Raw genomic sequence first — 15,848 nt, forward strand, 5'->3', positions numbered from 1 at the left:
GGTCTTCGAAATTATTCATGACAATAGAATGCTCGCAGAGCGTGCATTCTATTGTTGTTTACAGCCTTTTACTTAAAGTATGCCACACCGGACTCGAAGATCTTCAGATCCTGTTCGCCGTAGATATTCTGTGCAACGCTTCTGTCGCGGCGCTCGGAGTGCGCCATCTTGCCCAGGATACGTCCATCCGGAGAGGTGATGCCTTCGATCGCGCTGTAGGAGCCATTGATATTCCATTCTTCATCCATGGAAATTCTTCCTTCCGGATCAGAATACTGGGTTGCTACCTGTCCGTTTGCAAACAGCTTGTCAATCCACTCCTTCGGAGCTACGAAACGTCCCTCACCGTGGGATGCCGGATTGACATATACTTTTCCAAGCTCAGCGCCCTGCAGCCAGGGAGACTTGTTGGAAACCACCTTGGTGTATACCATCTTGGAAATGTGACGGTTGATCGTATTAAAGGTCAGGGTCGGAGAATCGTCCTTCTGTCCGACGATTTCGCCATAAGGAACCAGACCGAGCTTAATTAACGCCTGGAATCCATTACAGATACCAAGACATAAGCCATCTCTTTCCTTCAGAAGCTTCATAACCTCTTCTTTGATCTTCTCGTTCTGGAATGCAGTTGCGAAGAACTTTGCGGAGCCATCCGGCTCGTCGCCTGCGGAGAATCCGCCGGGGAACATGATGATCTGAGCCTGGCTGATCTCTTTTGCAAACGCATCGACGGAAGAACGGATGTCCTCTGCGCTCAGGTTTCTGAATACATGGGTTACAACCTGTGCACCTGCGCGTTCAAATGCTTTTGTGCTGTCGTATTCACAGTTCGTGCCGGGGAATACCGGGATGAATACGGTAGGCTTCGCTACTTTATTCTTGCATACATAAATGTGATTCGTCTCATACAGGCCGGTTTCTACTGCGTCCGTGTCCTTGACTGCCTTTGTAGGGAATACCTTTTCCAGAGGCTTCTTCCACGCATCCAGCGCCTCTTTTTCGGAAAGGGTCATGTTTCCATAGGTAAATACCGGCTCTGCCGTTACCGTGCCGAGCAGCGTATAAGCAACATCCATATCCGCCAGACGGTCTGCCGGAACTTCTGCCACCAGATCGCCAAGGCCGTTTGTAAACAGCTCCTCTGCAGAAACCGTTTCCTCAATTGCAACGCCAAGTCCGTTACCGAATGCCATGCGGGACAGGGCTGCTGCCACACCATAGCTGTCCAGTGCATATGCGGAAACGATCACGCCCTTGCCCATCAGCTCGGTAATCTTTGCATACAGTGCCATTACCTGCTCATAATCCGGCAGATCGTAAGCATCCTTCTGAATGGAGAAACGAACCAGACGGTTTCCAGCCTGTTTTAATTCCGGGCTGATAACATCTTTTTCCTTTGCAACATCCACAGCGAAAGAAACCAGCGTCGGAGGTACGTCGATATCGTTAAAGGTTCCGGACATGGAATCCTTACCGCCGATGGACGGAAGTCCGAATCCCATCTGCGCGTCATAAGCACCCAGCAGCGCCGCAAAAGGCTGGCTCCAACGTTCGGGATCCTGGGTCATGCGGCGGAAATATTCCTGGAAGGTAAAGCGGATTCCGGAGAAATCGCCGCCTGCCGCTACGATTCTTGCCATGGATTCCACAACCGCGTAAATTGCGCCGTGGTAAGGGCTCCAGGAGGACAGATACGGATCAAAGCCGTATGCCATCATTGTTACCGTATCGGTCTTTCCTTTCAGGACCGGAAGCTTGGCAACCATCGCCTGGGTCTCGGTCAGCTGATACTTACCGCCGTAAGGCATCAGCACGCTGCCTGCGCCGATGGAGGAGTCGAACATTTCCACAAGACCCTTCTGGGAGCAGACATTTAAATCCGACAGCAGCGCTTTCCATGCCTTTTTCAGATCGCCGGCTTTTACGGCTTCCTTTACAGCAGGAACTGCATACTGCTCAAAATAGTTATCTTCTTTCGACGGAACATCTACAAAAACATCGGTTTCCTGGTGTGCTCCGTTGGTATCCAGAAATGCTCTGGACAGGTTTACAATGCTCTTGCCGCGCCAGTTTAAAACCAGACGGGGTTCTTTGGTTACAACCGCAACCGGAACTGCCTCCAGGTTCTCTTCTGCCGCATAGCCTAAGAAGGTATCAACGTCTTTCGGAGAAACAACGACCGCCATTCTCTCCTGAGATTCGGAGATTGCAAGCTCTGTACCATCCAGACCGGCATATTTCTTGGGAACCTTATCCAAATCAACGGTCAGACCATCTGCCAGCTCGCCGATGGCAACAGAAACGCCGCCTGCGCCGAAGTCGTTACACTTTTTAATCAGACGGGAAACTTCTTCTCTGCGGAACAGTCTCTGAATCTTTCTTTCGGTCGGAGCGTTACCCTTCTGCACCTCAGCACCGCAGGTTTCGATACTCTTTTCCGTATGCACCTTGGAGGAACCGGTTGCGCCGCCGCAGCCATCGCGTCCGGTACGTCCGCCCAGCAGGATAATGATATCGTCCGGATCGGAGTTTTCACGGATGACGTTGCGTCTCGGAGCCGCGCCCATAACCGCGCCGATCTCCATACGCTTTGCAACATAATCGGGATGATAAATTTCTTTTACATAACCGGTCGCAAGGCCGATCTGGTTGCCGTAGGAAGAGTAACCGGATGCTGCGCCGCGCACCAGCTTTTTCTGGGAAAGCTTTCCCTTTAAGGTGTCCGCAACCGGAACGGTGGGATCCGCTGCACCGGTCACGCGCATTGCCTGATATACATAACCTCTGCCGGAAAGCGGGTCGCGGATTGCGCCGCCCAGACAGGTTGCCGCACCGCCGAAGGGTTCGATTTCGGTCGGGTGGTTGTGGGTTTCATTTTTGAAAAATACGAGCCATTCCTCGGTGACAGGACCATCGCCGTAGTCCATTTCAACGGGAACAATAACGGAACAGGCGTTGATTTCATCGGACTGCTCCATATCCTCCAGCTTGCCTTCTTTTTTGAGCTTACGCATTGCCATCAGTGCAAGATCCATCAGGCAGACAAACTTATCCGGACGGTCTTTAAAGATCTCTGCACGCGCATCCAGATAGCTCTGGTAGGTTTTTTCCATCGGTTCCCGGTAAAAACCATCTCCGAATGCGACATTTTTCAGTTCAGTGGAAAACGTCGTATGACGGCAGTGGTCAGACCAGTAGGTATCCAGCACACGAATCTCCGTCATGGAAGGATCTCTCTTTTCCTCGCCTGCAAAATACTTCTGGATATGCTTGAAATCCTGCAGGGTCATCGCAAGACCAAGAGAATCGTACAGCTGCTTTAATCCGTCTGCATCCAGCGTAGTAAAGCCGTCTAAAATCCTGACATCTGCAGGCTCTGCAAACTCGGTTACGAGCGTCTTTGGCTTTTCCATACCGGTCTCTCTGGAATCCACCGGGTTAATGCAGTAAGCCTTGATCTTGTCAAATTCTTCGTCTGTCAGATCTCCTGTAATCAAATAAGTAACTGCGGTACGGATAATCGGCTGCTCCTCCGCTTTTAAAAACTGAACGCACTGTACGGCAGAATCTGCACGCTGGTCAAACTGTCCCGGCAGATATTCAACGCTGAATACGCGTCCGTTTGCAGGGATTTCGATCGTCTCGCGATACAGAATATCCACAGGCGGCTCGGAAAAAACAGTACGGCATGCCTGTTCAAAAACCTCATCACTGATATTTTCCACATCATAACGAATGAACATCCGGACATCTTCGATCCCTGACATATTCAGATAACCGATCAGATCCTCCTTCAGTTCCTGTGCCTTAACCGCGTAACCGGTCTTCTTTTCCACATAGATCCGTCTTACGTTTTCCATTTGTCCTCCTTTTGCCGCACAGGCGGCATTTTACGTTTCCAGCTCAGTCTTACCAATTCTATCACAAAATTTCTTTTCATGGTAGCAAAAGTGTCGATTCTGCTCAAGTATCGTCGGCATTACTATTTTCGGACAGATTTTTTGTTTTCGTGTGTGCATCTTTTTCATGCAGCGGCCGCGGCAGATCCCAACAGTAATGTGTCGCGAGCACCCGGATCACAATCACCACCGCAGTTCCTGCTGCCAGCGCCAGATACAGATGGATATGGATCAAAAGCACACACACCAGTGCGCCCGCAAAAGCCGCCATTGCATAGATATGCTTATACAGGATAAACGGCATCGTATCCGCTAAAATATCCCGGATCAGACCGCCTCCGATACCTGTCATCATGCCCAAAAATACTAAAAAGAAGATCCCGTCATAGCCCTCGCCGTGTGCGGTATATACGCCGAGAACAGTAAAAATCCCAAGTCCAACCGCATCACAGTAATTCATAACCTGCTCATAAATCGTCAGATAACGGCTCGTCATGATCTCCTGCTTTCCATAGACAAGTAAAAATAAAAGAGCGGAGGTTCCCAGCGCCACCAGCGCATAAACCGGATCCCGGAATGCTCCCGGCGGCGTCCGCCCCAGGATAATATCCCGGACAATGCCGCCTCCGACTGCAACACACAGTCCCAGCACCAGTACCCCGAACAGATCCAGATTTTTGCGGATACCCAGCATTGCCCCGGACGATGCAAAAGCGATCGTCCCGATGATCTCCGCCGTAAAAATAATCGGATTTTCCATGTTCTCCTGTCCCCAGTTCCTTTTTTGTTAATACAATAGAATGCACGCTCTGCGAGATTCTATTGTCATGAATTATGGCAGGCCGTATTCAGCCGAATGGGCGTATTCTGCTGCTTTATAGTATCCTGCGCCGCACTGCAGACGGAGCCACCCCATATTTTTTCTTGAACAGCTTGCTGAAATGATAGGCATCCTCATAGCCGACCTGCGCCGCGATTTCCTGAATGCTCATTTCCAGATTCTGTGTCAGCAGGTTATAGGCCTTGGTCAGACGAATATCAATCAGATAATGAATCGGTGTGTTTCCGGTTTCCGCCTTGAAAATCCTGGACACATAAAAGGTGCTCAGATACATATTGCCGGCGATCCGGTCAAGAGAGATTTTCTCTGCATAATGATCCTCAAAGTAATCCGTGATCTTCTCCACGAGATATTTCCGGTTCGCGGATTCAAAGGAGCATCCACCTGCCTTCTGCGGCTTACCGGTCTCTTCTTCTTCCCGCAGCAGCAAAAGAAGCATTTGCATGGCATACGTCTTCATCATATAATAGCGCCCGATCCGGCAAAGCTCCTGCTCTGCCTCCATTGCCATACAGAGCTTGGAAAGCTTACGCTGCAGCTCTCCCTCCGTACGAAATACCGGGCAATTCCCCGGTAGTGGAAAGTGGTTGCGCCCAAGCCCCGCCAGATTTAAATCTGTCAGCCCCACGTAAAATTCCGCAACCGGCGTTTTATGCTCTCCCGCCAGGCTTTGATGATAGACTCCTTCATTGATGACCAGCAGGTCACCCTCTTTTACTTCATATATAGTATCGCCGATTCTGTGCTTTCCTGTCCCGGATTGGATATAACACAGCTCCAGATGCTCATGGCAGTGATAGTTCGGCTCATCCTCCACACGTGTTCCCTTCCACATAAACAAGAAGGTCGGATTTAACTCCTCCTGAAATACCGTGTTTTCCCGTTCCATATCCACCAGCTTCCTTCCCGGATGCCTGAAATTTATCTTTTATTTTCCTGCAACATCCCACAAAAACATTTAACGTAACTGTTCAGTTTCCTCGCAGTTACCATTTAACAACATTTTACATGAAACCTGCAAGATTGTACATTCCAAATAAAATATTTTGCGATACACTTTTTTTATCCATGATCTATCAAAGCCCATGGATACTTTTTTAAGGGAGGAAAAAAGGAAATATGACACCAATGAAATGGTTCTGGGGATTTCTCAGAAAGTACCGCTTCAAGCTTCTGGGCGGCCTGATCCTGACGACTTTCATTTCCGTTCTCGCCATCGTAAACCCTTACGTTTCCGGCATGATCGTAGATGATGTCATTCAGGGCGGTCAGTATGACCTGCTTTGGAAGCTTGTTCTCATCCTGCTTTTAGTTACGCTGGTCCGCGGTGCCCTGCGTTTCTTTTATCAGGTTATTTTCGAGGTATGCTCGCAGGGCGTGCTCTACGACATGCGGGACGTTGTTTACCGCCGCCTTCTGACAGAGGACTTCGCCTTTTACAGCAAGAAAAAAACAGGCGACCTGATGAGCCGTCAGACCGGCGACATGGAAGCAATCCGCCACTTCGTTGCTTACATTATCTATCAGGTTTACGAAAATATCCTGCTGTTCTGCTTTGCGCTCTTCATGATCTTTACGGTAAATGTGAAGCTGGCGCTCTGCATGCTGATCGTTCTGCCCTTTACAGCCATCACCACAGCAAAACAGTCCAAAGAGGTTCGACCGACATTCCAGCGCATCCGCGACTGCTTTTCTTCCCTGAATGCCTTCGTTCAGGAAAATGTCAGCGGCAACCGTGTCGTAAAAGCCTTTGCCAAGGAAGACTTTGAAATTGAAAAATTTAATAAGGAAAACGATGCCTACATGGACGCACAGTTGAACTCCTCAAAGGTCTGGATGAAATACCTTCCGATCTTCGAAGTTCTGGCATATGTCTTAAACGTTGTCCTGATGCTCTACGGCGGCTGGATGGTAATTACCGGAGAAATGACAATCGGTAACCTCGTAACCGTCAACGGCTATCTGTGGATGTTAAACGCTCCGCTGCGTATGGCAGGCTGGTGGGTCAATGATACCCACCGTTTTATCACCTCCGTAGAAAAAATTTACACAACCTATGTGGAAGAGCCTCTTGTAAAAATGCCTCCTGTGCCGGTTTCCCGCAAACATATGGAAGGAAATGTTGAATTTAAAGATGTTTCCTATACGGCAGATGATGAGGATATCGTAAAGGATATCAGCTTTTCTGTGAAAAAAGGACAGACAGTCGGCATTCTCGGTTCCACCGGTGCCGGCAAATCCACCATCATGAACCTGCTGTGCCGTTTTGTCGACGCGACCTCCGGCGAGGTTCTGGTAGATGGCGTAAACGTCAAGGACTGGAACCTTTACGATCTGCGTGACAACATCGGCATGGCAATGCAGGATATCTTTCTTTTTTCTGATACAATTGAAGGGAATATTGCATACGGTCGTCCGAACTGTACATTTGAGGAAATTCACGAAGCTGCTGTCATGGCAGATGCCAACCATTTCATCAAGGCTATGCCCGAAGGCTATGATACCATCGTCGGCGAGCGCGGTGTCGGACTCTCCGGCGGTCAGAAGCAGCGTATTTCCCTTGCGCGCGCCCTGTTAAAGAAACCGTCCATCCTGATTCTGGACGATACTACTTCCGCAGTTGATATGGAAACAGAAAGCTATATCCAGCAGCAGCTCGGCAAGTTAAACGGCCAGTGCACGATCTTCGTCATCGCCTACCGTATTTCTTCCATTAAAGACGCTGATCAGATCCTGGTTATGGATAACGGCCGGATTATCGAACACGGAACGCATCAGGAGCTGCTTGCAAATGACGGCTACTATGCAAGCGCGTTCCATCATCAATACGGTGAGCTTCCTTCCAGAGAAGAACAGGAAGAATACCGTCAGGTTACAGCCAACGAAAGGAAGTGAGAACTCATGGCACGAAATAAATATGATGTGGACGAAGTCCTGGAAGATAAATTTGACCTCAATCAGTTAAAACGTCTGCTCGCTTATCTGATTCCTTACCGGAAACGGTTTGTCAGTGTCGGCTTCATGATGCTCTCCGCTTCCGCTTTTACCATGCTGATTCCGCAATTTTTTCAGAAGGTCATGGACGTCTGCATCCCGAACAAGGACATGAAGGGAATCGCATTTTACAGCTTTTTGACACTGCTTGCCGCATTTTACAGTGCCTTCAGCCTTCGCTACAAGATCAAATACACCAACCAGATCGGACAGCAGATCATTCACGACATGCGCTATGACATCTTTGAGCATCTGCAGGAGCTTCCGTTCTCCTACTATGATGACCGCCCCCACGGTAAAATTCAGGTGCGTGTTGTAAACTATGTCAACAGCATCAGCGACCTGCTTTCCAACGGTATCTTAAATACCATCACCGACCTGTGCAACCTGGTGTTTATCATCGTTTTCATGCTGATCTTAAATGTCCGGCTGACGCTTGTATGTCTCTGCGGTCTTCCGATCCTCGCGATCGTTATCGTTGTCATCAAGAAAAAACAGCGTACCGCATGGCAGGTTCAAAGCAATAAGCAGTCCAACTTAAACGCGTACATTGCTGAAAGTATCAACGGGATCCGTGTTACCCAATCCTTCGTCCGGGAAGACGTGAACAGCGGTATTTTCAACAACTTAAGCGGCAGCTACCGGAAATCCTGGATGCGCGCCGTTATGTTCAACTTTACGATGGGTCCCAGCATCGATATCATTTCAATAATTACAACTGCAGCGATCTATGTGCTCGGTGTCAGCTGGATGATCAACGGCGAAACCGGTATTACCGTCGGTGTGCTGGTCGCTTTTACTGCTTATATCGGACGTTTCTGGGCACCGATCAACACGCTGGCTGGCTTTTACAACTCTCTGCTGACCGCGATCTCCTATCTGGAGCGTATTTTTGAAACTATCGACGAGCCGGTTGTGGTCAAAGACCGGGAGGATGCAGTTGAAATGCCTCCGATCCACGGAGATGTTGCCTTCGACCACGTTACCTTCAGCTATGAGCCTGGCGTTCCGATCTTAAAGGATGTTTCCTTCCACGCAAACCAGGGGCAGTCGTTTGCAGTGGTAGGCCCCACCGGTGCCGGCAAAACAACCCTGGTGAATCTGTTGAGCCGCTTCTATAACGTAGATTCCGGGCGGATTTTAATCGATGGCGTCGATATCGCAGGCGTTACCATCCGTTCTCTCCGCAAACAGATGGGTGTCATGATGCAGGACAGTTTCATTTTCTCCGGCACAATCATGGACAACATCCGCTACGGCAACTTCAGCGCTACAGATGAAGAGGTCATCCGGGCTGCAAAAACGGTCTGCGCCCATGACTTCATCATGGAAATGGAAAACGGTTATCAGACACAGGTAAATGAACGTGGAAGCCGTCTGTCCGCCGGACAACGCCAGCTGATCTCCTTTGCCCGCGCACTCCTGGCTGACCCGAAGATCCTGATCCTGGATGAGGCAACCTCCAGTATCGATACCGAAACAGAGATCATCCTGCAGAAGGGCTTAAATGAACTGCTGAAGGGACGTACTTCTTTCATCATCGCACATCGTCTTTCCACGATTAAAAATGCTTCCTGCATCATGTATGTGGATAAGGGAACGATTCTGGAAAAAGGCACACATGATGAGCTGATGGCCCAAAAAGGGGAATATTACAAGCTCTATATGTCCCAGTATGCATCGCTGATGTGAGTGAAGAGTGCTGGTCGCTAAACTCGACATTGCAGGTGTCTGTGCCTGCGCAAGACGGCTAAATGCTTGAATACCTGTTATTGGAAAAATATCCCCCAGCGCGTCGCGGTTTATATGATAATCGCGGTAACGCTGGGGGATGTTTTTTGAGGAAACATTATTTTTTTCTTTCTATCTTTATCTTTTTCATTTGGGATAAAATTGCTGTTTTTATGCTCTCATTTAAATATACCGGGTTCAGGTTTCGTTTGAAATAAGCCAAATAAGTTCCTTTTGTTTCTTCTATCAAAAGCGCTGTAAAAAAACGCTCCCAGCTAAAATAGTTCCTGCTTTCCACATATTCAGATGGATTCTTCAAAATCTTCTCCATCGCAGCATTTTTTAATACTCCTGCTGATAAAATCAACCATTCGAATGATTCCGGCAAGTATAATACGATATTTTTTCTGCTCTCCATCAATCGCATAACCCGATCCATTTCAGAACCAAACGCAGCACCATCTGCAATGACAAGAATCTTTTCATTCTTATGCACTTTCAAATAACGGAAAATATTGGATTTCCCATTCAGGGTTTCACACGTCAAACCGTTTTCTCTGCACACTGCGTCAAAAAACTGATATCCCGAATTACTGTCTTCTGTAACAACAGCCTCCGGCTCTATCTCACCTTTCGTTTCATCTAAGTTATATATTCTGTAAAACTCGTGATAGATCTGCTTCAGTGTTCCATATTTTCCAGAAGTCCGGATTCCATAAATTTCTTCCACACTATAGGGCAACGCCGGAAGAGACTCTCTCGACACAATAACATAATAATTATCCGTATTTTGAATGACACCTGCAAATTCTTCTGCTTTTACAAAGGTATTTCCTTCATCGATAAAAACAATACTGTCAGTGATTCCAGCCAATTGTTCTTTCCATAAAGCGCCCTCCAGCACATAACACTTTTTATCACTGATCAACTCTACCGGGCTTCCTAACGGATCATTTTCATGATCCTGTATCATCTCAATCAATGTCGTTTTCCCAGTCGCACTGTCTCCACGAAGTATCGTCAAATTACGCCGTAATTCAAATTCATATTTCTGTCGCTTCGTTGAAACGACAATCCTATGCTTTCCCTTCATACCCTAACTCTCCGTTATACAAATTCTCCTGCTATCGGTACCAGCTCTTCCATCGAATGAACGATCTGATCTGTATTTAAAATGCGAATCTTAAATGGTTTCTTTCCAAAATTCATCAAATGACGCAGATTAATCGTTCGATCCTCCTCTTTTGCTATTTCTAACAGCCACTTTGCGCAGTTGTCGCCGCAGGTAGACGCATTGAACACCTTATCTTTTTCGAATTTAACAAGAATCAAAGTCTTTACCCCACCCGATAATCCAACCGGCGGTATCTTTCCAGAAACGGGACTGTCTATTACCCCGCTGTCCATTACGGTCGATTTGTCCACGTCTAGAATCATTTTCTTTACAAAAGGATCTACAATCCATTCATCTTCATAATCATATTTAAAATAACCTGCCGTATTGTAAACAGCTTCTTTCATATCTCCATAAAAAATGTTCAGCATTTCTTGTCCTCTCTTTTTACCATACTAGATTTTTGATATCCCGTAGAGCCTTTGATGTAAAATTTTAAAATATTGCTTTTTATTTAAATATGATACCTCAAAATACTGGAGGATTTCAATACATCTCATGTTTCTATTAATCCGAAGCAGATCGATAAAACGTTCCCGTTTTTTTCATCATCCATTTCTCGTTTTATAATAACCGCAATATCAATATCACTCTCCGATGTACTTTCATTTCTGGCAACTGAATCATAAAGCATAATTGCCTCAATATCTCCAGAAAAAATATCCAGCAGCCCTTTGATCAAATCTTCTTTCATAAGATCACTCGACATGAACTCGCCCCTCCCGCAGCAATTTTCCCATTACTGCAGAAGGGGCGGTCTGTTCTGTTTCTTTTTATTCATGACAATAGAATGCTCGCAGAGCGTGCATTCTATTGTTTGATATACGGCATTTCCGTCATACGCAGGTTCGTGCATCCGTAGGGCTGCAGCAGCACGTCTTTTGCCTCCCCAAGCGCTTTTCTTTCTATCGGGGAAATAGCACAGATGCCGCCTTTTTCTTCCCACGGAACCGGAACCATCTTCGCTTTGATCCTGATAGGTGGGTTCTCAATAGAAAACGGAGTGTCTGTGACAGGCTCGAACCTCACTTCAAACTCTTCACTGTAAAAGCCATAATTCCACTCAGAATCCGGGAGCATCTCATAATCACAGTACGGGAACCTGCGCTCTACGCCGTCCCGCACATATTCGATACGGTTCACCTTTGCCTTTACCGGCAGGGAGAACAGGAGCGGTCCCCGAACCAGCACCTTTGCATCGTAAGGGCGGTCCTGTAAAATAGCTTCAAAGGTCAGCTCCACCGTAACGCATGTTACGCCGTCAACCAAAATGTTCTGCTCGAAATATGTGCCGGGGCAGGCTTCTTTTCCGTTGACTGTCGCTTTCTTTGCAAAGCCGGGAATACGGATCTGCAGACAGGTTTCGGCAGGCTTGTCCGAGCTCAGTTCAATCACTGCATTGTCACGGAACGGGTACTTAGAAACAATATGTACCTGAACAGTTCCGTTGGGTGTTTCCACCTGTGCACAGCAGGGCACAAGGCTCTGTACAACCGGACCGCGTTCATTTTTCATCACTGCGGAAATTGCAAATTTCGACCATGCCTGATTGAAGTTTGCGGTACAGCAGCCAAAGTGAGGCTCCAGCCCGAACATGTTCGCTTCGTTATTATTGGAATTATACGGATTCTCTGCATCCGGGATTCGCGCTGCCGAGATCTGGTTTGTCATCTGAAGGTACTGATGCGCCCACATATCCGGCGTCGTCGTTGCAGGCATGGAATTGAATGCCTCTCGCTCCAGTAAATCCCCCCAGAAGGGATTTCCTCCAATGGAAAGCAGGGTTTCACAGGAATACATCATCTCTGCAACGCTGCAGCACTCGCTGCCCTGGATCGGCGCATCACCGGACAGGCACTCGTCACCGGTAAAATGTCCGGTCGCCATACTGTTGTATTTCATCACCTTTTGATACATGGAAAGAGCGAACTCATCCGGATCTTCCTCTGTCAGACAAGACATCAGTGCACGGCACTTAAATGCCATGGCGGTATTTACCACATGATTTGTCTGCGTCCAGTATTTCTTCGAAGCAGGCTTTTGGAAATCAAAATAGGTATAAAGCTTTTCGTAATCGATACCATCTGCATCCAGCAGCTCCATCAGCTGCAAAAGCCAGGGCTCCGGTCTGCGCTCATACATCCACAGTATCGGGATCAGACATTCATACCAGCGTGCTGCCGACCAGTTAAACAGCGTATTTCTTGCAATATGAGGAAGAAGCTGCTTTAACGCGCGGTATACCGCTTCCTCAATCCTTTCATCCCCGCTGCAATCCTGATACAGCACCAGAACCTTACAGATCAAAAATGCCGCCCAGAGGTCGTAGCGATCGCGCTCTTCCGGCTCACAGGGGCAGATCCAACCGTCTTCCTTCTGGGCTGCCAGAATCGCATCGATATATCTTTTTGCACGCTTTTTCAGATCTTCATCGTCCAGCAGATATGCCAGCGGGATAAAACCGTCCAGCCAGTACGGTACGCGCTCCCAGCCTTCCTTGTCTCCGCCGATCCATTTACTCTCCCGTATATCCGGCCATACCAGATCCAGATGTCCGCTCAGCCCCTCCGCCTGAATTTCCAGCTGCCGCAAAAGCCAGCCCTCCGGTTTGATCTGCTGCGCAGTAAGCGCACGATATTTTGCACCTCTCATTTTCTTTTCCTCCCTTTGTATTCTTTTCTTTTTCCTCCGTTATGCTATACTGTCAGTAGAATTCTACCCCTAACTAGCATGCGCCGTTTTTGCATTTTTGAATTGGCAGGCTGCCTGCGCAATCTTTCGCTTCGGAGGATTTCCTTGATGAATACGGATTACATTTTTCTAAATCCTGCTCCCATGCCTTATCTGACTGACTGCGACTATAAAAAATTTGAACCGAACGAATATCACATCTCCCGGATCGTGGACTTTTTCGTTCTGATTTTTATGCTCCGGGGCAGTCTGCATTTTATCGAAGACGACGTTTCAGTCAGTGTCCAGGAAGGCGAGTGGTATATTCAACGTAAAAATCTGCTGCAGGGTGCGGATCGTCCCAGTACCGGAAAGAACATCGCTTCCGCAATTAAAATGCAGCTGCAGGATTTATGCTTTTATTATATAGGATTCCTCTTCATTTCCAAAGTTCAAAATCAGCCTTATACATTGCAAAATTGAAACATGCACAACAATAGTGTTCCGAAAAACAAAAACAGACGGACTGCATCGCTACATTTCTATAGCTGTGCAATTCGCCTGCTTTCCATTTTGTCTATAAAAAACGATACCGCTCTTTATTCGTAACTCTGTCCGCCCATTTCTGTGCCGCAGCTACTGCAGCCCGCTTACTCCTGTGCCGCTGCCGCGCTGTCCAGATCCTTCTGTGCAAGCTCCAGATCCCTGCGGATGGAGAGATGCTGAGGACAGACTTTTTCACACTTGCCGCACTTCACGCAGCATTTCGCCTTTTCTTCGTCCTTCAAATCCTTTTCCCATGCATTTTTTACATGGTCGTAGGTTCCGTAAATGTGGTATTTGTTCCACAGTGCGAAGTTCTGCGGAATATTTACGCCAGCCGGGCACGGCATACAATACCGACAGCCGGTACAGCCATTCTGTACTCTGCCCTGCAGATCTGATACGATTTCAGAAATCATCTTTTCTTCTGCTTCATCCAGCGGCTTAAAGTTCGAGAAGGTCTTCAGGTTATCCTCAACCTGCTCTTCACTCGACATACCGCTCAGGATCACCTTTGCATTGGAATGGCTGCCAACCCAGCGAAATGCCCAGGATGCGATGCTGGCATCTTTATCCATCGCTTTGAACTTTGCATTGATATCATCAGAGAAGTTTGCAAGGCTGCCGCCCTTTACAGGCTCCATGATCACCAGAGGAATTCCAAGCTCTTCTGCCAAAGCGTAGCCTTTATCCCCTGCCTGCTCCTCGGTGTCCATGTAGTTATACTGAATCTGGCAGAAATCCCAGTCACGGCCGCGCAGCACTTCTTCAAATGCCTCGTAGGTATCGTGGAAGGAAAAGCCCAGATAACGGATTTTGCCCTCTGCCTTTAACTGCTCGCAGAACTCCACAATTCCGAGTTCTTTCACTTTATCCCATCTCTCTTTGCTCATTGCGTGCATCAGATAAAAATCGATATGATCTGTGCGCAGGCGCTCCAGCTGTTCTGCAAAAATGCGTTTTGCATCGTCTACACTCTCAATTGCCCAGACAGGCAGCTTTGTTGCCAGATAAAAGGAATTGCGGTCATATTTCTGCAGCACTTTACCAACAAACGGTTCACTGTCACCATTATGGTACGGATACGCGGTGTCGATGTAATTAACGCCTGCCGCGATGGCACGATCCAAAAGCTTCTCTGCTCTCGGCTCATCAATTTTACCGTCCGGTGTGGCCGGAAAACGCATACAGCCAAAGCCAAGCAGTGATGTTTCGATTCCAAGCTTTTCAAATTTTCTCTTTTCCATGTCTGTTCTCCTTTTCGTTATGAAATGATTGGACTGTCCGTATTCTCCGGCTTTGCCATATCTTTTTCCATCTTCTCCGGTTCTTTTAATTTACCGATCTCATTATGACTCTCGAAGCTCTTTTCGATCTCCTGCAGCTGGTTTGCGTAGCCTAACAGCTCTGTTGTCAGCTCCTCCTTATCCGCCCGTTCTTTTTTATAAGAAATGCGGTGTTCCATACTTGCCCAGAAATCCATCGATAATGTCCGCAGCTGTACTTCTACCGGAAAATATTCCATCCCATCCATGCAATAGACCGGAACGCCGACAATCAGATGATAGCTGCGATATCCATTTGGTTTCGGCGCTTTGATGTAGTCCTGTTCGCGGATCACGATCAGGTCAGCCTGCCGCTTTAAGCTTTTGGCAAGGTTATAAATATCGTCCACAAAGTAACAAATAATACGGACACCGGCGATATCCTGCAGATAGTCCTTAGCGTTGTCTACGGTCGGTTCTTTTCCGCGCCGGATCAACTTTTCTTCCAGGCTCTTTTTCTTCTTGATCCGGTTCTGGATGTAATGAATCGGGCGGCTGTCTGACTTACCGTAAAGGTTGTGGTTAAGCACATCCAGCCGGGTCAGGAGCATCTGCATCGCATCCGCATAAGGCCTCACAAAATTGTAGTATTCTTCGTCGTTCATAAAACTCCTCATTTCTGAGTGATCTGTTTTTCTGCGTTCCACAATCACCAGTATACAACAATTTTG

At 47.7% G+C, this 15,848-nt stretch carries 12 protein-coding genes; 3 read left to right on the plus strand and 9 right to left on the minus strand.

All coding sequences use genetic code 11. The features are described from left to right. Positions 1–68: 68 nt before the first annotated feature. From ACLTOQ_RS11435 to ACLTOQ_RS11445, 3 genes are all read right to left on the minus strand, one after another. Positions 69–3,860 carry a phosphoribosylformylglycinamidine synthase gene (locus ACLTOQ_RS11435; protein WP_262587392.1) on the minus strand — a complete coding sequence of 1,264 codons (3,792 nt, stop codon included), beginning with the start codon at positions 3,858–3,860 and terminating at the stop codon, positions 69–71. Between the two features lie 103 nt (positions 3,861–3,963). Then, the gene (locus tag ACLTOQ_RS11440) at positions 3,964–4,659 is read right to left on the minus strand and encodes a trimeric intracellular cation channel family protein (protein ID WP_021915287.1); all 696 of its coding nucleotides are present in this window, start codon (positions 4,657–4,659) and stop codon (positions 3,964–3,966) included. A 115-nt stretch (positions 4,660–4,774) separates the two neighbouring features. Further along, complete coding sequence (locus tag ACLTOQ_RS11445) at positions 4,775–5,629, minus strand: AraC family transcriptional regulator (protein WP_337597811.1); 855 nt, start codon at positions 5,627–5,629, stop codon at positions 4,775–4,777. Positions 5,630–5,859: 230 nt separating this feature from the next. Here ACLTOQ_RS11445 and ACLTOQ_RS11450 point away from each other — a divergent pair, with 230 nt between their 5' ends. Then, positions 5,860–7,635, plus strand: a complete 1,776-nt coding sequence (locus tag ACLTOQ_RS11450) for an ABC transporter ATP-binding protein (RefSeq protein ID WP_021915289.1) — start codon at positions 5,860–5,862, stop codon at positions 7,633–7,635. Positions 7,636–7,641: 6 nt separating this feature from the next. Beyond that, positions 7,642–9,426, plus strand: a complete 1,785-nt coding sequence (locus ACLTOQ_RS11455) for an ABC transporter ATP-binding protein (RefSeq protein WP_337672951.1) — start codon at positions 7,642–7,644, stop codon at positions 9,424–9,426. Positions 9,427–9,583: 157 nt separating this feature from the next. On the opposite strand, the gene ACLTOQ_RS11460 is transcribed toward ACLTOQ_RS11455, so the two are convergent. From ACLTOQ_RS11460 to ACLTOQ_RS11475, 4 genes are all read right to left on the minus strand, one after another. Further along, entirely contained in the window at positions 9,584–10,558 is a 975-nt protein-coding gene (locus tag ACLTOQ_RS11460) for a translation initiation factor 2 (protein ID WP_337562208.1), read from the minus strand. A gap of 14 nt (positions 10,559–10,572) precedes the next feature. Continuing rightward, entirely contained in the window at positions 10,573–11,010 is a 438-nt protein-coding gene (locus tag ACLTOQ_RS11465) for a DUF4869 domain-containing protein (protein ID WP_117962033.1), read from the minus strand. 125 nt (positions 11,011–11,135) lie between these two features. Continuing rightward, entirely contained in the window at positions 11,136–11,348 is a 213-nt protein-coding gene (locus tag ACLTOQ_RS11470; RefSeq protein ID WP_337425951.1) for a nucleotidyltransferase domain-containing protein, read from the minus strand. Positions 11,349–11,449: 101 nt separating this feature from the next. Continuing rightward, complete coding sequence (locus ACLTOQ_RS11475; protein ID WP_337425949.1) at positions 11,450–13,291, minus strand: beta-L-arabinofuranosidase domain-containing protein; 1,842 nt, start codon at positions 13,289–13,291, stop codon at positions 11,450–11,452. 147 nt (positions 13,292–13,438) lie between these two features. Here ACLTOQ_RS11475 and ACLTOQ_RS11480 point away from each other — a divergent pair, with 147 nt between their 5' ends. Further along, positions 13,439–13,792, plus strand: a complete 354-nt coding sequence (locus ACLTOQ_RS11480; protein WP_412319472.1) for a hypothetical protein — start codon at positions 13,439–13,441, stop codon at positions 13,790–13,792. Between the two features lie 167 nt (positions 13,793–13,959). Here the strand turns inward: ACLTOQ_RS11480 and ACLTOQ_RS11485 are convergent, their stop codons facing one another. Together ACLTOQ_RS11485 and ACLTOQ_RS11490 are read right to left on the minus strand one after the other, a co-directional pair. Then, complete coding sequence (locus tag ACLTOQ_RS11485; RefSeq protein WP_412319474.1) at positions 13,960–15,099, minus strand: aldo/keto reductase; 1,140 nt, start codon at positions 15,097–15,099, stop codon at positions 13,960–13,962. A 17-nt stretch (positions 15,100–15,116) separates the two neighbouring features. Beyond that, positions 15,117–15,782: a GTP pyrophosphokinase family protein gene (locus ACLTOQ_RS11490; protein ID WP_021914145.1), complete on the minus strand. Its 666-nt coding sequence runs from the start codon at positions 15,780–15,782 to the stop codon at positions 15,117–15,119. Positions 15,783–15,848 lie beyond the last annotated feature (66 nt).

Source organism: Gallintestinimicrobium sp., from assembly GCF_046968865.1.
Classification (GTDB): Bacteria; Bacillota; Clostridia; order Lachnospirales; family Lachnospiraceae; genus Gallintestinimicrobium; species Gallintestinimicrobium propionicum.